Consider the following 22513-nt stretch of genomic DNA (forward strand, 5'->3'; position numbering starts at 1 on the left):
TCTTCATCCGTTGCCGTAGGCCGCTTCCAGAGCTAGTCCGTCATGCATGCCAGTCCAGACTCCACCGCTTCCTCGTTCGCGCAGGCGACGGACCTGCAGTACCGCGAGATCTTCGACAAGATCGATTCCGGCTTCTGCGTGATCCAGATGCTGTTCGAGGGCGAGCGCGCGGTCGATTACGTGTTCCTGCAGGTCAATCCGGCCTTCGAGCGCGAGACCGGCCTGCGCGATGTGGTCGGGCGGCGCATGCGCGAGATCTCGCCGACCCACGAGGAGCACTGGTTCCAGCGCTACGGCGCCGTCGCGTTGACAGGCCGTCCGGACAAGTTCGAGAACTTCGCGACTGCGCTGGACCGCTGGTGGGCAGTGGATTCGTTCCGCGTCGGCGCGCCGGAACTGCGCCAGGTCGCCGTGCAGTTCCTCGACATCACCGAGCGCAAGCGGATGGAGCGCGACCTGGCCGAGAGCGAGGCGCGCTTCAGCGCGCTGGCAGAGGGCCTGCCGATGCCGGTGTGGGTGCTGGACGCCCAGGGCGAAATGCGCTTCACCAACACCGCCTATGCCGAATTCTTCGGCATCGATCTGGACACCGATGCTGCGCGCCCGGGTTGGGGCGACGTGCTGCATCCGGAAGACGTGGGCGTGTTCGCCTACGAATTGCGCAACGCGCTGCACGACCAGCGCAACCTGCGCGCGCTGGTGCGCGCGCGCCGCCACGACGGCGAGTGGCGCTGGGTGGAAATGACCGCGGTGCCGCGCTATTCCGCCGAGGGCCAGTTCATCGGCCTGGCCGGCAGCAGTCCGGACGTCACCGAACGCCGCGACATCGAACTGGCGCGCGAGCAACTGCTGGAATCCGAGCGCAGCGCACGCAACGCCGCCGAGAGCATGGCACGGCTGAAGGACGAATTCCTGGCGACGCTGTCGCACGAACTGCGCACGCCGCTCACCACCATCCTCGGCTGGAGCGACCTGCTGCTGCAGCGGCTGCCGCCGGGCGACCCGAGCAGCAAGGGCCTGTCGGTGATCGCCAGCAGCGCGCGCGCGCAGCAGCGGCTGATCTCGGACATGCTCGATCTCAGCAGCATGCTGCTGGGCAAGGTGCAGTTGGAAGTGGAGGCGCTGGACCTGGCCGAACAGGTGCGCGAGGCGATGCGCGCGCAGGAGCCGGTGGCCGAAGGCAAGGACCAGGCGCTGACCCTGCAGGCGCCTTCGCAGCCGTGCATGGTGCTGGGCGACGCCACGCGCCTGCAGCAGGTGTTCTGGAATCTGTTGTCCAACGCGATCAAGTTCACGCCCGCGCACGGGCGCATCGCCCTGGCGATCGCGCTCGACGACGATGGCGAGCACGTCAGCGTGGCGGTGCGCGATTCCGGCGACGGCATTCCGCCGGAGTTCCTGCCGCATCTGTTCGGGCGCTTCCGCCAGGCCGACAGCACTACGACACGCCTGCACGGCGGCCTCGGCCTGGGCCTGGCGATCGTGCAGCAGCTGGTGGAAATGCACGGCGGCCAGATCAGCGCGGCCAGCGAAGGTCGCGGCTGCGGCTCGGTCTTCACCGTGCGCCTGCCGCTGCACCGCGATGCGCCGGGCTCGCGCCCGCTGCGCGAAGTGCGCGCGTTCGCGATGGCCGAACAGGTGGTCGAGGCGTATTCGCTCAAGGGCGTGCGCCTGTTGGCGGTGGAGGACCAGCCGGACATGCTCGACTACCTGCGGCGCCTGCTCGAGGAGCAGGGCGCGGAGGTGGTCGCGGTGGGCTCGGCCAGCGAGGCGCTGGAGGTGCTCGACGGCGGCGGCCATGCGGCGATCGACGTGATGGTCACCGACATCGGCATGCCGGGCATGGATGGCTACGGGCTGATCCGCACCGTGCGCGAGAACATGGGCCTGGGCGCGGACGAACTGCCGGCGGTCGCGGTGACTGCGCTGGCGCGTGCCGACGATCGCCAGCGCGCGCTGCAGTCCGGCTTCCAGGAACACCTGGCCAAGCCGTATAGCGTGGCGCAGCTGGTCTCGGCGGTGCGCTTCGCGCGGCAACGTTAGCGCGGTCTTGCCCGCCGGCTCACGCGGCCGGCGTTAGGGTGCTGCGGTTCCCCCTCAGGAGTCCGCCGATGACCCAGTTTGCCGAGCGTATCCACACCGACCAGGCGCAGATCCAGGCGCTGGAAGCGTTGATCCTGCAACTGCCCGGGCAGGCGCATGTGCGCATCGAATTGCACGACGGCAGCGTGTGCTTCGGCACCGTGTCGGTCCGGCCCAGCATCCAGCAGTTCCGCGACGCCGATGGCAACGAGGGCAGCAATGCGCAGGTGCGCATCGACGACCTCGACGACCTCGACGATCCGGCCCGGCACCGCTACCTGTGGCTGGACGAAATCCGCAGCGTGCGCCAGTTGCCGGCACGGCCCTGGGAGACCGATCCGCGCGGCGACGCCTCTTGACGCATCTTTCACTTTTTTCGCGTCGGGCCTGTGCATCATCGGCGTTCCCCCGTGTTCCCGGATATCCAAGACACATGGCCATGTCTTCGCCGATTCGCGCCCGTTGGGTGTTGTGTGCGCTCAGTGCCGCCCTGCTCGCCGCCTGCGGCGACACCGCCAAGCACTCCATCGAGGAGGGCATGGGGCCGGATCCGGTGTTGCCCGATCCGGTCAAGCGCATGATCCCCACGGTCAAGGTCGCCGAGGTCAAGCGCTGGGCCGATGGCGCCGCGCCGGTACCGGCCGCCGACCTGGCGGTGCAGGCCTTCGCCCGCGACCTGGACCATCCGCGCTGGCTGTATGTGCTGCCCAACGGCGACGTGCTGGTCGCCGAGACCGCCGAGCCGCCGGCACCGGAAAAGGAGAGCAGCGGCCTGCGCGACAAGATCCAGGGCGCGATGATGGCCAAGGCCGGCGCCGCCGTGCCCAGCGCCAACCGCATCACCCTGCTGCGCGACGCCGACGGTGATGGCGTCGCCGAAGTGCGCACGCAGTTCCTCAAGGGCCTGTATTCGCCGTTCGGCATGGCCCTGGTCGGCGACCGCCTATACATCGCCAATGCCGATGCCCTGGTCAGCTTCCCGTACAAGGAGGGCGACACCCAGATCACCGCCGCGCCCAGCTTCGTCGCCAACCTGCCCGGCGGCATCAACCACCACTGGACCAAGAGCCTGCTGGCCAGCCGCGACGGCAAGAAGCTGTACGTGGGCGTCGGCTCCAACAGCAACGTCGCCGAGAATGGCATGGAGCAGGAACTCAACCGCGCCGCGATCCTGGAAGTGGACGCCGCCAGCGGCGCCACCCGCGTGTTCGCCAGCGGCCTGCGCAATCCGGTCGGCCTGGCCTGGCAGCCCGGCACCGACACGCTGTGGACCGTGGTCAACGAACGTGACGAGATCGGCAGCGACCTGGTGCCGGATTATCTGACCTCGGTGCGCGAGGGCGGTTTCTACGGCTGGCCGTACAGCTACTACGGCCAGCACGTGGACGAGCGCGTGCAGCCGCAGAACCCGGAGATGGTGGCCAGCGCGATCAAGCCGGACTACGCGCTGGGCGCGCATACCGCCTCGCTGGGCCTGGCCTTCTACGAAGGTGCGCTGTTGCCGCAGCCCTACCGCGGCGGCGCCTTCATCGGCCAGCACGGCTCCTGGAACCGCGACCCGCCGTCGGGCTACAAGGTGATCTACGTGCCCTTCGCCAACGGCAAGCCCAGCGGCAAACCGCAGGACGTGCTGACCGGCTTCCTCGACGCCGAGGGCCGTGCGCAGGGCCGCCCGGTCGGCGTGGCGGTGGACAAGCCGGGCGCGCTGCTGGTCGCCGACGACGTTGGCAATGTGGTGTGGCGGGTGACGCCGAAGCCGGGGAAGTGAGCGGTCTGGTTAGCCGCGTGTTCCGCATCGATCGTAGAAGCGGCTTCGGCCGCGGTGCGGGGTTCATGGTCGCGATGCGGGATTGATGGCTGCGACGTGGGCTTCATGGTGAAGCCCGATCGCGGCTTGGGCCGTTCCTGCAAAGGACCACTGCGGAAGGTGTGGCGCGTGCCCCCAGGGCTGCTGCAGCGCGCATCTCATTGCGCGGCCGCGTGCTTCGAAAAACATGCGCAGGCCCCCATAGGAGCGGCTTCAGCCGCGACGGGCCTTACAGGAAAACCACGACCGCAGCCGCTTCCTGGAAGCAGGCCTTGTTTGCTGCAATCGAAAATCGCGCGAGTGAGCGCGAGGGCAAATCCATCTCTGCTAACGCGTGCAGGAGCGGCGTCGGCAGCGGCCGGGATGCGCCTGGCAAGGCCCGGTCGCGTCCGACGCCGCTCCTGCACGATTGATTGACCGAGCCGAAAGCCCGGCGTCAGTGCTCCACAGGCGCCGGTTCCACACCGAAGCGGCGGGCGTAGCCGCGTTCGTTGAAGACGCGCTCCACTTCGGTGTCGCCCAGTTCCGGGGCGGCATAGACGGCATACACCACGCTGCCGTCGTCGCGTGCGCCGCGCTGGTGCAGGCGGTAGCGCGGACGCCCGGTGCCGGTGTTCTCCGGGTAGTGCAACGGCGGCTGGCTGCCATCCAGGTCCACTTCGCTGTTGTCGACGACGCCGCCGATGAACACTGCGCGCATGCTGCCTCTCCGGTCATTGGGTGCCTTGCAGCCTAGGCGCGGCGATGTTGCCGAAACATCAATGATGCGTTGGATTCGCGCAAAACCGGGGTCGCCGCGCACTGCCGGTAGAATGCGCGTCCCTGTTCCGATGACTCACGCCCGATGCCGGCTGCGCAAGACGCCCCCCTCGACACCCTGTTCCTGCCGTTCGCCCAGGGCGTGCTGCGCTGGCCTGACGGCAAAGTGCTGTTCCTGCGCGCCCGCGACGGCTGGGCGCTGCGTCAGCACGCGCAGCCGCCGCAACTGGTCTGCGAGCAGGACTACCGGCCGTTCGCCAGCACGCTGCAGCAGGGCGGCTGGACCGTACGCGCCGAGCAGGACGGCGCCGCCGACGCCGGCGGCTACGCGCTGGTGCTGGTGCTGCCGCCGCGCCAGCGCGAGGAAGCGCGGGCGCTGCTGGCGCGCGCCGTGGCGCTGGCCGCGCCGGGCGGCGTGGTGGTGGCCTGCCAGGCCAACAACGAGGGCGCGCGCTCCGGCGAGGACGATTTGCAGCAGCTGGCCGGCCTCGGCGGCAAGCTGACCAAGCACCACTGCCGGGTGTACTGGACCGCGCCGCTGCACGGCGGCCACGACGCCGCGCTGCAGCAGCGCTGGGCGAAGCTGGATGCGGTGCGGCCGATTCTCGACGGTCGCTTCCGCAGCCGCCCGGGCGTGTTCGCCTGGGATCGCATCGACCCGGCCTCGGCGCTGCTGGCCGAGCACCTGCCCGCCGATCTGCGCGGCCGTGCCGCCGATCTCGGCGCCGGCTACGGCTACCTGTCGGCCGAACTGCTGGCGCGCTGCCCGCAACTGATCGCGCTGGATCTGTTCGAGGCCGACGCGCGCGCGCTGGCGCTGGCGCGCGCGAATCTGGCGCAGGCACCGGCCGGCCCGACGCTGGGCTTCCACTGGCACGACGTGACCACCGGACTGCCGGGGCAGTACGACGTCATCGTCAGCAATCCGCCGTTCCATGCGCCGGGGCGGATGGAACGGCCGGACATCGGCCGGCGCTTCATCGCGGTGGCGGCGCAGGCGCTGGCGCCCGGCGGGCGGCTGTTCCTGGTCGCCAACCGGCATCTGCCCTACGAGGCGGTGCTCGACGCCAGCTTCGGGGAGACCGAGGTGCTCGCCACCCGCGACGGCTTCAAGCTGATCCACGCGGTGCGCAGCCGTGCCGGAGCGCGCCGATGAAACTGGTCAAGCACCTGGCCAACCTGGGCTACGGCAGCCGCAAGCAGGTGGCGCTGATGTTCCGCGAGGGCCGCATCACCGACGCCGAGGGCGAGGTGCTGTATGCCGACGACCAGGTGCCGCACGCGGCGATCCGGGTCGACGGCGAGCCGCTGGACCCGCCGCCCGGGCTGATCCTGGCGCTGCACAAGCCGGTCGGCTACACCTGCTCGACCAAGGATCCGGGGCGCATCGTCTACGACCTGCTGCCGCCGCGCTTCCGCCTGCGCTCGCCGCTGCTGTCCACGGTGGGGCGGCTGGACCGCGACACCAGCGGTCTGCTGCTGATGACCGACGACGGTGCGCTGCTGCATCGCATCGTCTCGCCCAAGGCGCGGTTGGCCAAGGTCTACGAGGCCACCCTGGCCGAGGACCTGCGCGGCGACGAGGCCGCGCAGTTCGCCAGCGGCACGCTGCTGCTCGACGGCGAGACCACGCCGCTGCTGCCGGTGGAACTGGAGACGCTGGGACCGCGCCAGGTGCGCGTGGCCCTGCACGAAGGCCGCTACCACCAGGTGCGGCGCATGTTCGCCGCCGTCGGCAACCACGTGGCCGCGCTGCACCGCAGCCGCATCGGCGGCTTCGGCCTGGACGATCTGCCCTCGGGGCAGTGGCGGGTGCTGGAGGCGGCGGACGTGGCGGTGCTGTTCGAGGGCCGGGATTAGGGAGTCGGGATTGGGGATTGGCAAAAGCGCGTGGCGCCACGCCCCGTCGCAAATCCCGCTTCTACGAATCCCGAATCCCAAATCACGAATCCCGCTCCCCAACCGCCCGCTTCCAGCCCTCCAGCCCCAGCTTCTCCAGGGTCTGCAGATTGCGCTCGACGATCACGTCCGCGTCCGGGAAGGCGGCCACTGCGCGTTCCACGCTGTCCTCGCGCAGCAGGTGCAGGGTGGGGTAGGGCGCGCGGTTGGTGTAGTTGCCGATATCGTCCGGCGCGGTGCCGGCGAACTGGTACTGCGGATGGAAACTGGCGACCTGCAGCACGCCCTGCAGGTCCAGCGCCTCGACCGCGGCGTCGGCGTTGTCGAGGAAGTCGTTGTAGTCCAGGAAGTCCTGCAGCACGTCCGGGTGCACGATCAGCGTGGTGTCGATCTGCTCGGCCGGGGTGTCGCGCAGCAGCACCAGTTCTTCGGCCAGTTGTTCGAGCAGCGCCTCGGGCGTACTGGCATCGCTGAGCACGAAACGCACCTGCTGCTTGACGTACACCGCCTTGGCGAACGGACACAGGTTCAGCCCGATCACCGCGCGCTCCAGCCATCGGCGGGTCAGGGCGATCGGGTCGTCGGAGGCGGGGGCAAGCGAGGTGGGAGGCATGGCGTCGGCGGCGGCGAAGGGGCGGCGCGCGTGGGCACGGGGCCGCGCGCGGCGGCCAGTGTATGCCGGATAGGCGCCGGTGGCCGGGGTTACGGTGCGTTCCAGCGGTTGTAGGACACGTCCAGCCACGGCGGATGCTCGGCATACATCTCGCGGATCAGTTGCTTGGTCAGTTCCACCAGGCCGGAGTCGTCGTTGCGGCGATAACTCATGATGATCGGCGAGGTGGCGTGTTCGTCGTCGATCAGGCGGTAATGCAGGTCGCTGCGCATCGACCGCGCCGAGGCCGGGATCAGGCAGATCCCGCTCTCGGCCGCGACCAGGCCCAGCGCGGTCTGCAGCTCGCGCACCTCCTGCAGTTCGCTGGGATGCGCGCCGTGATCCTGCAGCAGCGACAGCACCTGATCGGCGAAGCTGGGGCGCGGATGGCTGGGATAGAGCAGCAGCCGTTGCCCGGCCAGCGCCGCCGGCGGCAGCGGCGCGTCCTCCGCGGCCAGCGGGTGTTCCATCGGGATCGCCGCGACCAGGCGCTCCTCGCGCAGGACCAGGCGTTCGACATGCTGGTCGCTGCTGCGCACGCGGCCGAAGCCCAGGTCGATGCGGCCTTCCTTCAGCGCTTCCACCTGCTGGCTGGACATCAGCTCGACCAGGCGCACTTCCAGGTCCGGTCGCGCCTGGCGCAGGCGCCGCACCACCGTGGGCAGACCGCCGTACAGGGTGGAGGCGACGAAGCCGATCGAGGCCACGCGGCGCTCGCTGCGGCCGAGCCGGCGCGCGGCCTCGGTCATCTGCTCGACCCGGCCCAGCACCTGCAGCGCTTCCTCGTAGAACAGCCGTCCGGCGTCGGTGAGACGCAGCGGGCGGCTGCGCCGCACCAGCAGCGGCACGCCCAGTTGCTGTTCGATCTGCTGGATCTGCCGGCTCAGCGGCGGTTGCGCGATATGCAGGATTTCTGCGGCACGGGTGAAGTTGCGTTCGCGGGCGACGGCCACGAAGTAGCGGAGTTGACGCAGATCCATAGACGCTCGCTGTGGCGGAAAGTTACATGACATTCAAAGTATGCTGTGCTGCAGCAAATCATGAACGTCTAGGTTTCCCGCCATACTATATCTTCAGGGTATGAAATGGTGCTGCATTCAGTCTTGGACGGCAGTGCCGTGCCGGGCCAAGAATCGGCGCCATGTCACCGCACCCCACCACCGCCACCGTCGAACGCGTCGAGACGCTGCTGCTCGACCTGCCCACGATCCGCCCGCATCGCCTGTCGATGGCGACGATGCGCGGGCAGACCCTGATGCTGGTGCGCCTGCATTGCAGCGACGGCGTGGTCGGGCTGGGCGAGGGCACCACGATCGCCGGTCTGGCCTACGGCGCGGAGAGCCCGGAAGGCATGCAGTTGACGATCGACCGCTACATCACGCCGCTGCTGGTCGGGGCCGATGCCTGCGCGGTGCAGGCGCTGATGCAGCGGATCGGCGGCCTGGTCAAGGGCAACCATTTCGCCAAGTGCGCGATCGAGACCGCGCTGCTCGACGCCCACGGCCAGCGGCTCGGCCTGCCGGTGTCCGAGCTGCTGGGCGGGCGCCTGCGCGATCGCCTGCCGGTGGCGTGGACGCTGGCCTCCGGCGACACCGAACGCGACATCGCCGAGGCCGAACGCATGCTCGCCGAGCGCCGGCACAACGTGTTCAAGCTGAAGATCGGCACGCGCAGCGTCGCCGAGGACGTGGCCCACGTGGCGGCGATCAAGCGCGCGTTGGGGGCGCGCGGCGCGGTGCGGGTGGACGTCAACATGGCCTGGAGCGAGACCGAGGCGGTGCGCGCGCTGCCGGCGCTGGCCGACGCCGGCTGCGAACTGGTCGAACAGCCGGTGGCGTCGCTGGCGGCGATGCGGCGGCTGATGCGGCGCTTCCCGATCGCGCTGATGGCCGATGAGATGCTCAACGGCCCGGACAGCGCCTTCCAGGCCGCCCAGCAGGGCGCCGCCGACGTGTTCGCGGTGAAGATCGAACAATCCGGCGGCCTGTTCGCCGCGCAGAAGGTCGCCGCGATCGCAGATGCCGCCGGCATCGGCCTGTACGGCGGCACGATGCTGGAAGGGGCGATCGGCAGCATCGCCTCGGCCCATGTCTTCGCCACCTTCCCCCATCTGCAGTGGGGCACCGAACTGTTCGGGCCGCTGCTGCTGACCGAAGAGATCCTCGCCGAGCCGCTGCGCTACGAGGATTTCCATCTGCACGTACCGCGCGCGCCGGGCCTGGGCATCGCCCTGGACGAGGCGCGGGTGGATGCCTTCCGTCGCGACCGCCGCCGCGTGGCGGTGCCGGTCGCGCCCAGCCAGGAGCCATGACCATGCTGTTCCACGTGACCATGGAAGTGAACCTGCCCGGCGACATGCCGCCCGAGCGCGCCGAGCAACTCAAGGCGCAGGAAAAGGCGCGTTTCCAGGAACTGCAGCGCAGCGGCCAGTGGCGGCACATCTGGCGGGTGGTCGGGCAATACGCCAACGTCAGCATCTTCGACGTGGCCGACAACACCCAGTTGCACGCCCTGCTGCTGTCGCTGCCGCTGTTTCCCTACATGCGTATCGCCGTCACGCCGCTGTGCCGGCACCCGTCCTCGCTGTACGAGGACGATCGCTAGAACCGAAGCAACGACGCTTCCCTGGGGAGGGGAACGTCTCAAGGCAGCCAACGCCACCATGAGCAAAGAAGGGACCATACGATGAGCGTCAAGATTTTCGAGACTGCGAACGTGCAGGCATTTCTGCGGTCGGTCTGCGGTTTGGACCAGGCCGGCGGCGACGCACGGGCGAAGCAGATCATGCACCGGTTGTTGTCGGACCTGTTCAAGGCCATCGACGACCTGAACGTCACCCCCGACGAATACTGGACCGCCGTCGCCTGGCTCAACGACCTGGGTGCGGCCGGTCAGGCCGGGCTGATCTCGCCCGGGCTGGGCGTTGACCACTTCCTGGACCTGCGCCTGGACGCCATCGACGCCGAACTGGGCATCGACAATCCGACCCCGCGCACCATCGAAGGGCCGCTGTACGTGGCCGGTGCGCCGGTGGCGCACGGCTTCGCCCGGCTCGACGACGGCAGCGACGAAAACGGCCACACCCTGATCATGCACGGCACCGTGTACGCCGCCGACGGCCACCCGCTGCCCGGCGCCACGGTGGAGGTGTGGCACTGCGACACGCGCGGTTTCTATTCGCACTTCGATCCCACCGGCAAGCAGGCGCCGTTCAACATGCGCCGCACCATCGTCGCCGACGACAACGGCCAGTACCGTTTCCAGAGCATCGTGCCCAAGGGCTACGGCGTGCCGCCGGGCAGCCCGACCGAACGCCTGCTGTTCGCGCTCGGCCGCCATGGCCAGCGTCCGGCGCACATCCACTTCTTCGTCGGCGCCGACGGCCACCGCAAGCTGACCACGCAGATCAACATCGCCGGCGACCCGCTGGTCAACGACGACTTCGCCTACGCCACCCGTGACGGCCTGGTGCCGGCGATCGTCGAGCACAGCGACGCGGCCAGCATCGCCGCCAATGGCGTGGACGGTCCGTTCGCCGAGATCCATTTCGACTTCCGCCTCACCGCGCTTGTCGACGGCGTCGACAACCAGGCCAACCCGCTGCGCCGACGCGCCGCCGCCTAGGCGTCTGCTGCGCCAACCGCGTCCGTCGTCGTCGCGGCGGCCTGCCGCCGCGCACGGCCGCCGCCTTCCCCCAGGAGACAACGCCACATGTCCGCCGTCATCGACAAAGCGACCGCGCTCGACGACCTGCTCGCCAGCGCCGTGCAGGACGACCATGCCGAAGGCAGGTTCCGCTGCCGCCGCGACATCTTCACCAACGCCGACCTGTTCGAGCTGGAGATGAAGCACATCTTCGAGGGCAACTGGATCTATCTGGCGCACGAGAGCCAGATCCCCGCGCCGAACGACTACTACAGCACCTACATCGGCCGTCAGCCGGTGGTGATCACCCGCGACAAGCACGGCGAACTGCACGCGGTCATCAACGCCTGCGCGCATCGCGGCGCGATGCTGTGCCGGCGCAAGCACGGCAACAAGGGCAGCTTCACCTGTCCGTTCCATGGCTGGACCTTCTCCAATACCGGCAAGCTGCTCAAGGTCAAGGACGAGAAGACCACCCAGTACCCGCCGCAGTTCGGCCAGGACGGCAGCCACGATCTCAAGCGCGTGCCGCGCTTCGAGAGCTACCGCGGCTTCCTGTTCGGCAGCCTGCGCGAGGACGTGGCGCCACTGCACGAGTTCCTGGGGCAGACCCGGATCATCATCGACCAGATCGTCGATCAGGCGCCGCAGGGGCTGGAAGTGCTGCGCGGCAACTCGTCCTATGTCTACGACGGCAACTGGAAGCTGCAGATGGAGAACGGCTGCGACGGCTACCACGTCAGCACCGTGCACTGGAATTACGCCGCCACCATGAGCCGGCGCAAGCAGGAAGGCACCCCGGCGGTCGATGCCGGCAGCTGGAGCAAGAGCGTCGCCGGCGTGTACGGCTTCGAGAACGGCCACATCCTGCTGTGGACCAAGACCATGAACCCGGAAGTGCGCCCGGTGTACGCGCAGCGCGAGGAACTGGCGCAGCGCCTGGGCGCCGACCGCGCCGCGTTCATCGTCGAGCAGACGCGCAACCTGTGTCTGTATCCGAACCTGTTCCTGATGGACCAGTTCTCCACGCAGATCCGCGTGGTCAGGCCGCTGGACGTGGACAAGACCGAGGTCAGCATCTTCTGCTTCGCGCCCAAGGGCGAAAGCGCGCGCGACCGTGCGCTGCGCATCCGCCAGTACGAGGATTTCTTCAACGTCTCGGGGATGGGCACCGCCGACGACCTGGAGGAGTTCCGCGCGTGCCAGGCCGGCTACGCCGCCGGCGCGGCGCCGTGGAACGATCTCAGCCGCGGCGCGCCGTTGTGGATCGACGGCCCCGACGAGAATGCGCGGCGGATGGGACTGGCGCCGCTGCTGTCGGGCGAGCGCAGCGAGGACGAAGGCCTGTTCGTGCGCCAGCACGCGTACTGGGCGGAGGCGATGCGCGAGGCGATCGCACGCGAACGCGAGGGTACGGCATGAGCACCGACTACCAGACCATCTGCGCCTTCCTGTACCGCGAGGCGCGCCTGCTCGACGACCGCCAGTGGGACGAGTGGCTGACCCTGTACGCCGAGGACGCGGTGTACTGGATGCCGGCCTGGGACGACGACGACCGCCTCACCGACGATCCGCAGTCGCAGATCTCGCTGATCTACTACGCCGATCGCTCCGGGCTGGAGGACCGCGTGTTCCGCATCAAGACCGAGCGCTCCGGGGCCTCCACGCCGGAGCCGCGCACCAGCCACAACCTGAGCAACATCGAGGTGCTGTCCGAGCACGGGCAGGACATCGAGGTGCGGCACAATTTCCACACGCTCAGCCATCGCTACAAGGTCACCGACCAGTTCTTTGGCACGGTGACGCTGACCCTGCGCCGGCAGGACGACGCGCTGCGCATCGCGCGCAAGACCATCGTGCTGAAGAACGATTACATCCGCCAGGTCGTCGACGTCTACCACGTCTGATCGGCACGTACCTGCGAGCAACCGCCATGTCCTATCGCATCGCGCTGAATTTCGAAGACGGCATCACCCGCTTCATCGACTGCAACGACGGCGAGACGGTGCTCGACGCCGCCTTCCGCCAGCGCATCAACCTGCCGATGGATTGCGCCGACGGCGTGTGCGGCACCTGCAAGTGCCGCGCCGAACGTGGGCGCTACGATCTGGGCGAGGACTACATCGAGGACGCGCTCAGCGCCGATGAAGCCGCCGCCGGCATGGTCCTGACCTGCCAGATGCGGCCGCAGTCGGACTGCGCCGTGGCGGTGCCGGCGACCTCGCTCGCCTGCAAGACCGGGAGCGTGCACTTCCAGGCCACGGTGGCGGCGGTGGTCGCGCATGCCGACGCCGCGCTGGAACTGACCCTGGAAACGATCGGCCCGGCGCCGGCCTTCCTGCCCGGCCAGTACGTCAACATCGCCGTGCCCGGCAGCGGCCAGTTGCGCGCGTATTCCTTCAGTTCCGCGCCGGGCGCGTCCACGCTGACCTTCCTCATCCGGCGCGTCCCCGGTGGCCTGATGAGCGCCTACCTGGACACGGCCACGCCGGGACAGGTCCTGGACCTCAACGGCCCGCTGGGCAGCTTCTACCTGCGCGAGATCACCCGGCCGCTGCTGTTGCTGGCCGGCGGCACCGGCCTTGCGCCGTTCCTGTCGATGCTGGCGCAATTGCAGGCCAGCGGCTGCGCGCATCCGGTGCATCTGATGTACGGCGTGACCCGCGGCGCCGATCTGGTGCTGCTGGAGCGCCTGCAGGCGCTGGCCGAGCAGGCCGACTGGTTCACGTTCGATACCTGCGTGGTCGATCCGGCGGCGGCGCATCCGCGCACCGGCTACGTCACCGAGCACCTGCCGGCGCACGCCCTGCACGGCGGCGACGTGGACGTGTACCTGTGCGGACCGCCGCCGATGGTCGAAGCGGTGCGCACGCATTTTTCCGGCATCGGGCTGGTTCCGGCCGCCTTCCACTACGAGAAGTTCACCCCCAGCGCCGTGGCGCCGGTGCAGGAACGGGCCGCATGAGCGCGCGTTTCGCCGGCAAGGTGGTGGTGATTACCGGCGCGGCGCAGGGCATCGGCCTGCGCGTGGCCGAGCGTGCCGCCGCCGAGGGCGCACGGCTGGTGCTGGTGGACCGCGCCGACCATGTCGCCGAACTGTCCCAGGCACTGGCGCCGGCCGAAGTCGCCACGCTGGTGGCCGACCTGGAACACTACGAGGAAAACGCGCGGGCGATGCAGTTCGCGCAGGCGCAGATGGGCCGCATCGACGTGCTGGTGAACAACGTCGGCGGCACCATCTGGGCGCAGCCGTACCAGGAATACACCCCGGCGCAGATCGAGGCCGAGGTGCGGCGCTCGTTGTTCCCGGCGCTGTGGGGATGCCGCGCGGCGCTGCCGTACATGATCGCGCAGGGTGGCGGGGCGATCGTCAACGTCTCCTCCATCGCCACCCGCAGCATCCATCGCGTGCCGTACGGCGCGGCCAAGGGCGGGGTCAACGCGCTGACCGCGTGCCTGGCGTTCGAGCACGCCGCGCATGGCATCCGCGTCAACGCGGTCGCCCCGGGCGGTACCGAGGCGCCGCCGCGGCGGGTGCCGCGCAATGCCGATGCGCAGAGCGCGCAGGCGCAGGCCTGGTATCAGCAGATCGTCGCGCAGACCGTGGAATCGAGCCTGATGAAACGCTACGGCACGCTCGACGAGCAGGCCGCGGCGATCCTGTTCCTGGCCTCGGACGAGGCTTCCTACATCACCGGGACGGTGCTGCCGGTGGGCGGCGGCGACCAGGGATGATCCACCCGCCCGGCCCGCCGTGCGCGCGTCGCCGCGGCCTGCCGCCGCGCACCGGCGGCGCCCACTGACCCCCGTGTCCTCACCTCTGTCCTTTCCTGGAGCGAACGCCATGCAGTCCCCTCTCTTCGACCCTTCGCGGCTGGCGCCGGACGTGCTGGCGGTGTTGCAAGGCATGGCCGCCAGCGGCGCGCCCCCGCTGGAGACCCTGCCGATCCCGCAGCTGCGCCAGGCCTACGGTCAGATCGGCGCGCTGCTCGGCGGCACGCCGTTGCCGGTGGCCGAGGTCCGTGCGCTGACCGCCACGGGGCCGGCCGGTCCGATCCCGCTGCGCCTGTATCGGCCGGTCAGCGCGCCGCAGGCCACCGCGGCCATCGTCTATCTGCACGGCGGCGGCTGGAGTGCCGGCGATCTGGACACCCACGATCCGGTCTGCCGGCGCCTGGCGCAGGCGGCCGCGTGCGCGGTGGTGGCGGTGGACTACCGGCTGGCGCCGGAACATCCGGCCCCGGCCGGCCCGCAGGACGTCGTCGCGGCGATCGCCTGGCTGGCGGCGCATGCCGGCGAGCTGGGCCTGGATGCCGGCCGCCTGGCCGTGGCCGGCGACAGCGCCGGCGGCAGTCTGGCGGCGGTGGCCTGTCAGCAGTTGCGCGGCAGTGCGGTGGCGCTGCGCGCGCAGGCGCTGTTCTATCCCAGTACGGATCTGTCGCCGGCATCGCAGGACTTTGCGGCGCGCCACGAGAACGCGCATGTGCCGCCGCTGACGCTGGCGGTGATGCAGGCGATGTCGGCGCCGTTCGTGGCCGAGTACGACCCCAGCGACAGCCGGCTGTCGCCGCTGCGCGCGGCCGATCTGCGCGGACTGCCACCGGCCTTGATCTACACCGCCGCCTGCGACGTGCTGCGCGACGACGGCCGCCACTACGCCGATGCCCTGCGCACGGCCGGGGTGGCGGTGGAGTACGTCGAACTGCCGGGCATGGTGCACGGCTTCGTCGAAATGGCCGGCGTGCTGCCGGCCGCCGTGCGCGCCATCGAACATGCCGCCGCCTTCCTGAGCGCGCGACTGGCATGACCGGCAACCCCGATTCCCAGGAGAACACCCGCATGAACGATACGCTTTTGCTGCAGCACGATTTCTGGCACGGAGCGCTTTTCACCGGTCAGTGGCAGGCCGCCACCGAGAGCGCGGAGGCGATCGCGCCGGCCAGCGGAGAGCAGCTCGGCCGCGTCGGCCTGGCTGGCCCGGCGCAGGTCGCGGTCTCGGCCGCCGCCGCTGCGCAGGCGCAACGCGGCTGGGCCGCGGCGCCGTATGCGCAACGCGCGCAGGTACTGCGCCAGGCCGCGCAACTGGCCGAGCGGTTCCAGCAGGAGATCGCCGATTGGCTGGTGCGCGAGAGCGGTTCCACCCAAGGCAAGGCCGGCTTCGAAGCGGCCCTGTGCGCCACCGCCCTGCACGAAGCGGCGGCGCTGCCGTCGCGCAGCGCCGGCGAGGTGCTGCCCTCCGCGGCGGGGCGCCTGAGTCTGGCGCGGCGCCGTCCGCTGGGCGTGGTTGGCGTCATCGCGCCGTTCAATTTCCCGCTGTACCTGGCCATGCGCGCGGTGGCGCCGGCGCTGGCGCTGGGCAACGCGGTGGTGCTCAAGCCCGATCCGCGCACCGCGATCTGCGGCGGCGCGGTCATCGCGCGGCTGTTCGAACTGGCCGGCCTGCCGGCCGGCGTGCTGCACGTGCTGCCCGGCGATGGCGGCGCCGGCGCCGCACTGACCGCCGATCCGCACGTGGCGATGATCCAGTTCACCGGTTCCACCGCGGCCGGGCGCAAGGTCGGCGAGGCGGCCAGCCGTCATCTGAAGAAGGTGTCGCTGGAACTGGGCGGCAAGAACTCGCTGATCGTGCTCGACGATGCCGACCTGGATCTGGCGATCGCCAACACCGCCTGGGGCGCGTATCTGCACCAGGGCCAGATCTGCATGTCCGCCGGCCGCGTGCTGGTGCAGCGCGCACTCTACCCGCAGTTCGTCGAGCGGCTGGCGGCCAAGGCCAGGAGCCTGAGCGTCGGCGACCCGGCCAGCGGCGAGGTCGCGCTCGGCCCGTTGATCGATGCGACCCAGCGCGATCACGCCGCGCGCCTAGTCGCGGCCGCGCGCGAGGCCGGTGCCACCGTCGCCGCCGGCGGCGGCTACCGCGACCTGTTCTTCGAGCCCACCGTGCTCAGCGACGTCACCCCCGACAACCCGGCCTTCCGCGAGGAGATCTTCGCTCCGGTGGCGGTGGTGGTGCCGTTCGACACCGATGCCGAGGCCGTCGCCCTGGCCAACGACACCGAGTACGGGCTGTCGATGGCGGTGCTGTCGGCCGACGTCGGCCGCGCAATGGCGCTGGGCGAGCAGTTGCGCACCGGCCTGCTGCACATCAACGACCAGACCGTCAACGACGAGGTGGTCAATCCGTTCGGCGGCGTCGGCGCCTCCGGCAACGGCAGCAGCATCGGCGGCCCGGCGAACCTGGAAGAGTTCACCCAGTGGCAGTGGTTGACCGTCAAGGGCGCAGCGCCCGCCTATCCGCTTTGAACCCCAGGAGACAGTGCGATGAACGCAGCAACCGATAAACGCGAGATCACCGTGGCGGTCGCGCACGCGCCGCAACAGCCCTTCACCATCGAGCAGGCGCGCATCCGCGCGCCGCAGGACGACGAGGTGCTGGTGCGGGTGGTGGCCACCGGCCTGTGCCACACCGACCTGATCGTGCGCGATCAGTACTACCCGGTGCCGCTGCCGGCGGTGCTCGGCCATGAGGGCGCCGGCGTGGTCGAAGCGCTGGGTCCCAACGTCAAGAGCCTGCAGGTCGGCGACCACGTGGTGCTCACCTATGGCGCCTGCGGCCACTGCAATCCCTGCGATGGCGGGCATGCGGCGTATTGCCAGGAGTTCTTCCCGCGCAACTTCGGCGGTGCCGACGCGCATGGCCATACCGCCATCGAGGATCTGCACGGGCAGCCGCTGCACGACCACTTCTTCGCCCAGTCCTCGTTCGCCACCTATGCGCTGGCGCGCGAGAACAATGCGATCAGGGTGTCGCGCGAGGCGCCGCTGGAACTGCTCGGCCCGCTGGGCTGCGGCATCCAGACCGGAGCCGGCGCGGTGATCAATGCGCTGAAGGTGCGTCCTGGCAGCAGCTTCGTGGCGATCGGCGCCGGTGCGGTCGGACTCAGCGCGGTGATGGCCGCGCACGTGGCCGGCGCCGCCTGCATCATCGCCGTGGACGTGGTGCCGTCGCGGCTGGCGCTGGCCAAGGAACTGGGCGCCACGCACGTGATCGACAACCGCGAAGGCGATCTGGTGGAAGCGGTGCGCGCGATCACCGGCGGCGGCGCCGACTTCGCGCTCGAATCCACCGGGCGTCCGCAGTTGCTGGAGGCGGGCATCGAAGCGTTGGCCAGCCTGGGCACGATCGGCGTGGTCGGCGCACCCAAGCTCGGCACCATGGCCGGTTTCGACGTCAACAACCTGCTGCTGGGCGGACGCAGCATCCGCGGCATCGTCGAGGGCGACAGCGTGCCGCAGGTGTTCATTCCGCAACTGGTGACGCTGTACCAGCAGGGCCGCTTCCCGTTCGACAAGCTGGTGAAGTTCTATCCGTTGAGCGACATCAACCAGGCCGCCGCCGACAGCAGCAGCGGCATCACCCTCAAGCCGATCCTGCGCATGGCCAGCTGAGCCTTGCGCTGGCGACGGCGCTGCCGTCGCGCGTGTCCCCGCAGCAGGCGTCGCGCCTGCCTCGGCACCGACGTCGCCACACGCTGCCGTGGGCGATGCCGGTGCCGTTTTTTTTGATCGGGCCCTCGCCGTGCGCGTTCGCCGGCATCCTGCCTGCCTCGGCCGAGACGCGGGAGGCCGGCGCGCGTGCCAGGCTGCGCCGCAGTGCAGCGCCTGAGCGGTGTCTGCGTTGCCCACCTTGCGTTGCCGGACCGCACCGCCGCAGCGCGCGTGCGATGGCGGCGCGCCGCCGCCCGATGAAGCCCGTGCCGTGTAGCGCCGCGCGCCGCGCGCCGCTGCGCTGCGCGTGCGTGGCTGTCTGCGCGCTGCGGCGCGCGGGGTGTCCAGTGGCATGCAGACACTGGCATGCGCAACCTTGCCGAGGCGGCGCAGAGCGCGTGTGCGTGCGCGTCCAGGCGTTGGCGTTTGCGCAAGCGATGCGGGCGTGCGCCTGCGGCGACGCTGCCGCTGCGTCGGCATGCACGCCATCGAACGCGCATGTTGCATCGCGGAAGATCCAGTGCTAGCGCGCATCGCGCGATGAACATACCAGCAGGGTATGAAACGAGACTGACATGGTCTTGGACGCCTGGTGTGATGCGGGGCAGTGTCGGACGCATGGATGCATCGCCGAGGTCAGTCGTCTCCTGCTTCGATCGTCGCGAGCGTCCGTACCGGTCGCGCGCACGGTCTTGCGTTCGCGTCGTACCGCGTCGCCGTGTCGGCCGACGCGTGCACAAAGGATGAGTGCCGTTTCCAACATCCCGCGCTGCCGGTCGTCACGACGGCAGTGCGGACCCCGCGTGCCGCCGGTCGGCGGCCGCACCCACGCATCGGCTCGGAGGGAGGGCTCGATCATGCAGCAGTTCGCACATCCAATGCGCCGCAGGGCGCAACGACAGGGCACGCCACGCTGGACCACGCTGCTGTGGACCATGGCGGCGGTGTCCGGCGGCGCAGCCGCCAACAACGGCGTGGCCCTGCCCGGCTACGGCGCACAGACCCAGGGCCTGGCCGGCACCTCGATCGCGTTGCCGCTGGACGCGGCGGCGTCCGCCAACAACCCGGCCGGCATGGGCGCGGTCGGCGACCGCATGGACGCCGACCTCACCTTGATCGCGGCGCCGGTGCGCGCGCAGGTCGGCCCCAACCGCTACGGCGACGATGCGCTGGTTCCGGTGCCCACCGCCGGCTACAACCATCAACTCAACGACGACCTGAGCCTGGGGGTGTCGGTGTTCGGCCACGGCGTCGCGCTGGACTACGGCGCTCCGGTGTATGGCAGCCACAACACCCTGTCCAAGCTGCAGCAGGTGGTATTCGCGCCGACCCTGGCCTGGCGCGTGGGCGAGCACCAGTACCTGGGCATCTCGCCGCGGCTGGCCTACCAGCGCTTGCACGTCGCCGGCCTGGAGGGGGTCGGCTTCCAGTCGGCCGGGGCCGATGCGGCCTACGGATACGGTGTCGCCGTGGGCTGGTACGGCCAGCTCGCGCCGCGCCTGAGCGCCGGCGTCACCTGGTCCAGCCGCATCCGCTTCGGCCAGATGCAGCGCTACCGTGCGCTGCTGCCGGAAGGCCGTCTGAACATGCCGCAGCAGGCCGGTGTCGGTCTGGCCTGGCAGGCCAGCGATGCGCTGACCGTGGCGGCCGACTGGCTGTGGATCGACTGGGCCGGCGAGCGCTCCTACGGCAATCGCGTCGATGAGGGCGGCGCGTTCGGCGATCCGAACGGTCCGGGCTTCGGCTGGCGTAGCCAGCGCGTGTTCCGCCTGGGTGCCGACTACCGCCTCAACGATGCCTGGTCGCTGCGGGCCGGCTATTCCCGCGGCAGCCGCCTGATCCCCGACAGCCAGGCGCAACTCGCGGTGCTGGCGCCGTTGGCGCAGTACCGCCACTACGCGCTTGGCGCGACCTGGCGGCTGTCGCCGCAGCTGTCGCTGACCGGCAGCGTCACCCACGCACCGGGCGGTTCGGTCGCCAGCGGCGGCGTGCAGGCCGGGACCCGCGACCTCACCTATCTCACTTTCGGCCTCGGCTGGACCTTCCGCTGAGCCACACGGAGACGACCCCATGCAAACCTATCTGTTGCTGCACGGTTCCTGGCACGACGGCCACGCCTGGGACGGCGTCGCCGCCCATCTGCGCGCGCACGGCGTGCAGGTGCACGCACCGACCATCGCCGGGCATGGCGTGGGCGCCGACAAGCGCGTCTCGCACGCCGACTGCGTGGCCTCGGTGGTGGACTACGTGCGCCGCCACGACCTACGCGACCTGGTCGTGCTCGGCCACAGCTGGGGCGGCAGCATCGTGCAACGCCTGGCCGAGGAGGAGCCGGAGCGCTGCAAGCGGCTGATCTTCCACAACGCCTTCGTGCTGCGCGACGGCGAGGCGCTGTTCGATCTGTTGCCGCCGCACTATCAGGCGCTGTGGAAGAACGCGGTCGATGCCGACGGCGGCATCATGCTGCCGTTTCCGATCTGGCGCGACGGCTTCATCGGCGACGCCGACCTGGCGCAGGCGCAGCAGGCGTACGCGCAGTTGAGTCCGACCCCCGCGCGCAGCCATTTCGACGCGGTACCGCTCAAGCGTTTCCACGAGCTGCAGATCCCGCGCAGCTGGCTCTATGCCACCGACGATGTGGCACTGCCGCCGGGCGAGTACGGCTGGCATCCGCGGCTGAGCGCGCGCCTGGGCGGTTACCGTCTGGTCAGCCTGCCGGGCAGCCACGAAGTGTGTTTCAGCGCGCCTGCGCTGCTGGCCGAGAAAATCCTGCTGGCTGGCCGCGACTGACATTCCCCACCGGAGACTCCAGATGAATCCTGCATCCCCCCTGCGCATCGGCATCGTCGGCGGCGGCATCGCCGGCGTCGGTCTGGCCCTGGGCCTGTGCCGGCACCGCCATCTCGACGTGCAACTGTTCGAATCGGCGCCGGCCTTCGGCGAAATCGGCGCCGGCGTCTCGTTCGGCCCCAATGCGGTACGCGCGCTGGCCGGCCTGGGCATGGGCGAGCCCTATGCCGAACTCGCCGACCGCACCCCCGCCCCATGGCAGGACGTCTGGTTCGAATGGCGCCGCGGCGAGGACGCGCGGCTGCTGGGCCAGACCCTGGCGCCCGGCGTCGGCCAGTCGTCGGTGCACCGCGCCGACTTCCTCGATGCGTTGGCCACCCGCCTGCCGTTCGGGCTGGCCAGGTTCGGCAAACGCGCAGTCGCCGTGGACCAGGACGCCGACGTGGCGCGCGTGCGCTTCGCCGACGGCAGCCAGTACGAAGGCGACGTGCTGATCGCCGCCGACGGCATCAAGTCCGCCATGCGCGGCGAAGTGCTGCGTGCGCTCGGCCATGCACCGGCCGAACCGCGTTTCACCGGCACCTGCGCCTATCGCGGCCTGATCGACGCCGCGCGGCTGCGTGCCGCTTTCGCCGCCCGCGGCGTGGACGCGCACCTGGTCGACGTGCCGCAGATGTTGCTGGGCCTGGACGCGCACATCCTGACCTTCCCGGTGAAGCAGGGAAGGCTGATCAACGTGGTTGCCTTCGTCTCCGACCGCAGCGAGCCGGCGCCGCAATGGCGCGCTGGCCAGGCCTGGGTACGCGAGGCCAGCCGCCGCGAGATGCTGGAGGCGTTCGCGCACTGGGGCGAGGCGGCGCGTACGCTGCTGGAGTGCATCGACACGCCCACGCACTGGGCGCTGCACGATCTGGCCGAGCTGCCCGGCTATGTGCATGGGCGGCTGGCGCTGATCGGCGATGCCGCGCACGCGATGTTGCCGCACCAGGGCGCCGGCGCCGGGCAGGGCCTGGAGGATGCCTATCTGCTGGCGCAACTGCTGGCCACGCCTGGCCTGACGCGCGGCGATCTGCCGGCCCTGCTGCAGGTCTACGAGCGCCTGCGCCTGCCGCGCGCCTGCCGCGTGCAGCGCACCTCGCGCGAGGCCGGCGAGCTGTACGAACTGCGCGATCCGCAGGCCGGCGCCGACGATACGCGGCTGGCGCAGACGCTGGCGCAGCGCTTCGACTGGATCTGGACGCACGACCTGGAAGCCGAAGTGGCGCAGGGGCGGAGAATGCTGGCCGCGGGCGTCACCGCGGGTGCCTAGCAAGAAATTGCGGCGCTAGGCGTCCGCGTCCCGGCGCGGAGGCGGGAGTGCCGTTGCGTGGTGTCGTCTCGTTCCGATGCGG

General features: G+C 70.1%; 21 protein-coding genes. 18 read left to right on the forward strand and 3 right to left on the reverse strand.

Annotated elements, in window-relative coordinates:
• Nucleotides 1-42 precede the first annotated feature (42 nt).
• The 3 genes from ACHWVH_RS03505 (at nucleotide 43) to ACHWVH_RS03515 (ending at nucleotide 3850) form a co-directional block, all read left to right on the forward strand.
• Nucleotides 43-2043, forward strand: coding sequence for an ATP-binding protein (locus tag ACHWVH_RS03505; protein WP_152236523.1), 2001 nt, complete (start codon nucleotides 43-45; stop codon nucleotides 2041-2043).
• 68 nt (nucleotides 2044-2111) lie between these two features.
• Nucleotides 2112-2441 (forward strand): DUF3247 family protein, encoded by a 330-nt coding sequence (locus ACHWVH_RS03510; protein WP_394686682.1) that lies wholly within the window; start codon nucleotides 2112-2114, stop codon nucleotides 2439-2441.
• A gap of 74 nt (nucleotides 2442-2515) precedes the next feature.
• Nucleotides 2516-3850, forward strand: coding sequence for a sorbosone dehydrogenase family protein (locus ACHWVH_RS03515; protein WP_193313947.1), 1335 nt, complete (start codon nucleotides 2516-2518; stop codon nucleotides 3848-3850).
• Between the two features lie 475 nt (nucleotides 3851-4325).
• Here ACHWVH_RS03515 and ACHWVH_RS03520 read toward each other — a convergent pair whose 3' ends face one another.
• Nucleotides 4326-4589 carry a hypothetical protein gene (locus ACHWVH_RS03520; protein ID WP_017908770.1) on the reverse strand — a complete coding sequence of 88 codons (264 nt, stop codon included), beginning with the start codon at nucleotides 4587-4589 and terminating at the stop codon, nucleotides 4326-4328.
• Between the two features lie 144 nt (nucleotides 4590-4733).
• On the opposite strand from ACHWVH_RS03520, the gene ACHWVH_RS03525 reads away from it, so the two are divergent.
• Both ACHWVH_RS03525 and ACHWVH_RS03530 read left to right on the forward strand, forming a co-directional pair.
• Nucleotides 4734-5804 carry a class I SAM-dependent methyltransferase gene (locus tag ACHWVH_RS03525; protein WP_394686683.1) on the forward strand — a complete coding sequence of 357 codons (1071 nt, stop codon included), beginning with the start codon at nucleotides 4734-4736 and terminating at the stop codon, nucleotides 5802-5804.
• Nucleotides 5801-6508: a pseudouridine synthase gene (locus ACHWVH_RS03530; RefSeq protein ID WP_394686684.1), complete on the forward strand. Its 708-nt coding sequence runs from the start codon at nucleotides 5801-5803 to the stop codon at nucleotides 6506-6508. Before ACHWVH_RS03525 ends, ACHWVH_RS03530 begins: the two co-directional genes overlap by 4 nt.
• An 82-nt stretch (nucleotides 6509-6590) precedes the next feature.
• Here ACHWVH_RS03530 and ACHWVH_RS03535 read toward each other — a convergent pair whose 3' ends face one another.
• The gene (locus ACHWVH_RS03535) at nucleotides 6591-7160 is read right to left on the reverse strand and encodes a DUF1415 domain-containing protein (RefSeq protein ID WP_152238508.1); all 570 of its coding nucleotides are present in this window, start codon (nucleotides 7158-7160) and stop codon (nucleotides 6591-6593) included.
• A gap of 89 nt (nucleotides 7161-7249) precedes the next feature.
• Nucleotides 7250-8179 (reverse strand): LysR family transcriptional regulator, encoded by a 930-nt coding sequence (locus ACHWVH_RS03540; RefSeq protein ID WP_017908774.1) that lies wholly within the window; start codon nucleotides 8177-8179, stop codon nucleotides 7250-7252.
• 161 nt (nucleotides 8180-8340) lie between these two features.
• Between ACHWVH_RS03540 and ACHWVH_RS03545 the strand changes: the two genes are divergently transcribed.
• The 13 genes from ACHWVH_RS03545 (at nucleotide 8341) to salA (ending at nucleotide 22431) form a co-directional block, all read left to right on the forward strand.
• Complete coding sequence (locus ACHWVH_RS03545; RefSeq protein ID WP_394686685.1) at nucleotides 8341-9510, forward strand: muconate/chloromuconate family cycloisomerase; 1170 nt, start codon at nucleotides 8341-8343, stop codon at nucleotides 9508-9510.
• A gap of 2 nt (nucleotides 9511-9512) precedes the next feature.
• Nucleotides 9513-9803: a muconolactone Delta-isomerase gene (catC, locus tag ACHWVH_RS03550; protein ID WP_170268170.1), complete on the forward strand. Its 291-nt coding sequence runs from the start codon at nucleotides 9513-9515 to the stop codon at nucleotides 9801-9803.
• Between the two features lie 81 nt (nucleotides 9804-9884).
• The gene (catA, locus tag ACHWVH_RS03555; protein ID WP_267092945.1) at nucleotides 9885-10823 is read left to right on the forward strand and encodes a catechol 1,2-dioxygenase; all 939 of its coding nucleotides are present in this window, start codon (nucleotides 9885-9887) and stop codon (nucleotides 10821-10823) included.
• A gap of 87 nt (nucleotides 10824-10910) precedes the next feature.
• A complete protein-coding gene (locus ACHWVH_RS03560) occupies nucleotides 10911-12266 on the forward strand; it encodes a Rieske 2Fe-2S domain-containing protein (RefSeq protein WP_152236513.1) in 1356 nt (451 codons plus the stop codon).
• Entirely contained in the window at nucleotides 12263-12751 is a 489-nt protein-coding gene (benB, locus tag ACHWVH_RS03565; RefSeq protein ID WP_017908779.1) for a benzoate 1,2-dioxygenase small subunit, read from the forward strand. The genes ACHWVH_RS03560 and benB overlap by 4 nt, the downstream gene beginning before the upstream one ends.
• A 26-nt stretch (nucleotides 12752-12777) precedes the next feature.
• A complete protein-coding gene (gene benC / locus ACHWVH_RS03570) occupies nucleotides 12778-13809 on the forward strand; it encodes a benzoate 1,2-dioxygenase electron transfer component BenC (protein ID WP_152238511.1) in 1032 nt (343 codons plus the stop codon).
• Nucleotides 13806-14579 (forward strand): 1,6-dihydroxycyclohexa-2,4-diene-1-carboxylate dehydrogenase, encoded by a 774-nt coding sequence (locus ACHWVH_RS03575; RefSeq protein ID WP_152238512.1) that lies wholly within the window; start codon nucleotides 13806-13808, stop codon nucleotides 14577-14579. The genes benC and ACHWVH_RS03575 overlap by 4 nt, the downstream gene beginning before the upstream one ends.
• A gap of 109 nt (nucleotides 14580-14688) precedes the next feature.
• Entirely contained in the window at nucleotides 14689-15651 is a 963-nt protein-coding gene (locus tag ACHWVH_RS03580; protein WP_017908782.1) for an alpha/beta hydrolase, read from the forward strand.
• Nucleotides 15652-15683: 32 nt separating this feature from the next.
• A complete protein-coding gene (locus ACHWVH_RS03585) occupies nucleotides 15684-17147 on the forward strand; it encodes a benzaldehyde dehydrogenase (protein ID WP_148828001.1) in 1464 nt (487 codons plus the stop codon).
• Nucleotides 17148-17165: 18 nt separating this feature from the next.
• The gene (locus tag ACHWVH_RS03590) at nucleotides 17166-18293 is read left to right on the forward strand and encodes an NAD(P)-dependent alcohol dehydrogenase (protein WP_017913080.1); all 1128 of its coding nucleotides are present in this window, start codon (nucleotides 17166-17168) and stop codon (nucleotides 18291-18293) included.
• An 896-nt stretch (nucleotides 18294-19189) separates the two neighbouring features.
• On the forward strand, nucleotides 19190-20383 hold the full coding sequence (locus ACHWVH_RS03595) for an OmpP1/FadL family transporter (protein WP_394686686.1): 1194 nt from the start codon (nucleotides 19190-19192) through the stop codon (nucleotides 20381-20383).
• Nucleotides 20384-20402: 19 nt separating this feature from the next.
• Nucleotides 20403-21122: an alpha/beta fold hydrolase gene (locus ACHWVH_RS03600; RefSeq protein WP_017915018.1), complete on the forward strand. Its 720-nt coding sequence runs from the start codon at nucleotides 20403-20405 to the stop codon at nucleotides 21120-21122.
• Between the two features lie 22 nt (nucleotides 21123-21144).
• Nucleotides 21145-22431 (forward strand): salicylate 1-monooxygenase, encoded by a 1287-nt coding sequence (salA, locus tag ACHWVH_RS03605; protein WP_152236510.1) that lies wholly within the window; start codon nucleotides 21145-21147, stop codon nucleotides 22429-22431.
• Nucleotides 22432-22513: the final 82 nt, after the last annotated feature.

This window comes from uncultured Xanthomonas sp., from assembly GCF_964278005.1.
In the GTDB taxonomy this organism is placed as follows: domain Bacteria; phylum Pseudomonadota; class Gammaproteobacteria; order Xanthomonadales; family Xanthomonadaceae; genus Xanthomonas_A; species Xanthomonas_A sontii.

Bases quoted from the DNA above. Each gene is read 5' to 3' on its own strand.
- salA (WP_152236510.1), top strand. From the start codon at position 21,145: ATGAATCCTGCATCCCCCCTGCGCATCGGCATCGTCGGCGGCGGCATC.
- ACHWVH_RS03580 (WP_017908782.1), top strand. From the start codon at position 14,689: ATGCAGTCCCCTCTCTTCGACCCTTCGCGGCTGGCGCCGGACGTGCTG.
- catC (WP_170268170.1), top strand. From the start codon at position 9,513: ATGCTGTTCCACGTGACCATGGAAGTGAACCTGCCCGGCGACATGCCG.
- benB (WP_017908779.1), top strand. From the start codon at position 12,263: ATGAGCACCGACTACCAGACCATCTGCGCCTTCCTGTACCGCGAGGCG.
- ACHWVH_RS03585 (WP_148828001.1), top strand. From the start codon at position 15,684: ATGAACGATACGCTTTTGCTGCAGCACGATTTCTGGCACGGAGCGCTT.
- ACHWVH_RS03510 (WP_394686682.1), top strand. From the start codon at position 2,112: ATGACCCAGTTTGCCGAGCGTATCCACACCGACCAGGCGCAGATCCAG.
- ACHWVH_RS03530 (WP_394686684.1), top strand. From the start codon at position 5,801: ATGAAACTGGTCAAGCACCTGGCCAACCTGGGCTACGGCAGCCGCAAG.
- ACHWVH_RS03535 (WP_152238508.1), bottom strand. From the start codon at position 7,160: ATGCCTCCCACCTCGCTTGCCCCCGCCTCCGACGACCCGATCGCCCTG.
- ACHWVH_RS03560 (WP_152236513.1), top strand. From the start codon at position 10,911: ATGTCCGCCGTCATCGACAAAGCGACCGCGCTCGACGACCTGCTCGCC.
- ACHWVH_RS03595 (WP_394686686.1), top strand. From the start codon at position 19,190: ATGCAGCAGTTCGCACATCCAATGCGCCGCAGGGCGCAACGACAGGGC.
- ACHWVH_RS03575 (WP_152238512.1), top strand. From the start codon at position 13,806: ATGAGCGCGCGTTTCGCCGGCAAGGTGGTGGTGATTACCGGCGCGGCG.
- ACHWVH_RS03515 (WP_193313947.1), top strand. From the start codon at position 2,516: ATGGCCATGTCTTCGCCGATTCGCGCCCGTTGGGTGTTGTGTGCGCTC.
- ACHWVH_RS03545 (WP_394686685.1), top strand. From the start codon at position 8,341: ATGTCACCGCACCCCACCACCGCCACCGTCGAACGCGTCGAGACGCTG.
- ACHWVH_RS03525 (WP_394686683.1), top strand. From the start codon at position 4,734: ATGCCGGCTGCGCAAGACGCCCCCCTCGACACCCTGTTCCTGCCGTTC.
- ACHWVH_RS03590 (WP_017913080.1), top strand. From the start codon at position 17,166: ATGAACGCAGCAACCGATAAACGCGAGATCACCGTGGCGGTCGCGCAC.
- ACHWVH_RS03540 (WP_017908774.1), bottom strand. From the start codon at position 8,179: ATGGATCTGCGTCAACTCCGCTACTTCGTGGCCGTCGCCCGCGAACGC.
- catA (WP_267092945.1), top strand. From the start codon at position 9,885: ATGAGCGTCAAGATTTTCGAGACTGCGAACGTGCAGGCATTTCTGCGG.
- ACHWVH_RS03600 (WP_017915018.1), top strand. From the start codon at position 20,403: ATGCAAACCTATCTGTTGCTGCACGGTTCCTGGCACGACGGCCACGCC.
- ACHWVH_RS03520 (WP_017908770.1), bottom strand. From the start codon at position 4,589: ATGCGCGCAGTGTTCATCGGCGGCGTCGTCGACAACAGCGAAGTGGAC.
- ACHWVH_RS03505 (WP_152236523.1), top strand. From the start codon at position 43: ATGCATGCCAGTCCAGACTCCACCGCTTCCTCGTTCGCGCAGGCGACG.
- benC (WP_152238511.1), top strand. From the start codon at position 12,778: ATGTCCTATCGCATCGCGCTGAATTTCGAAGACGGCATCACCCGCTTC.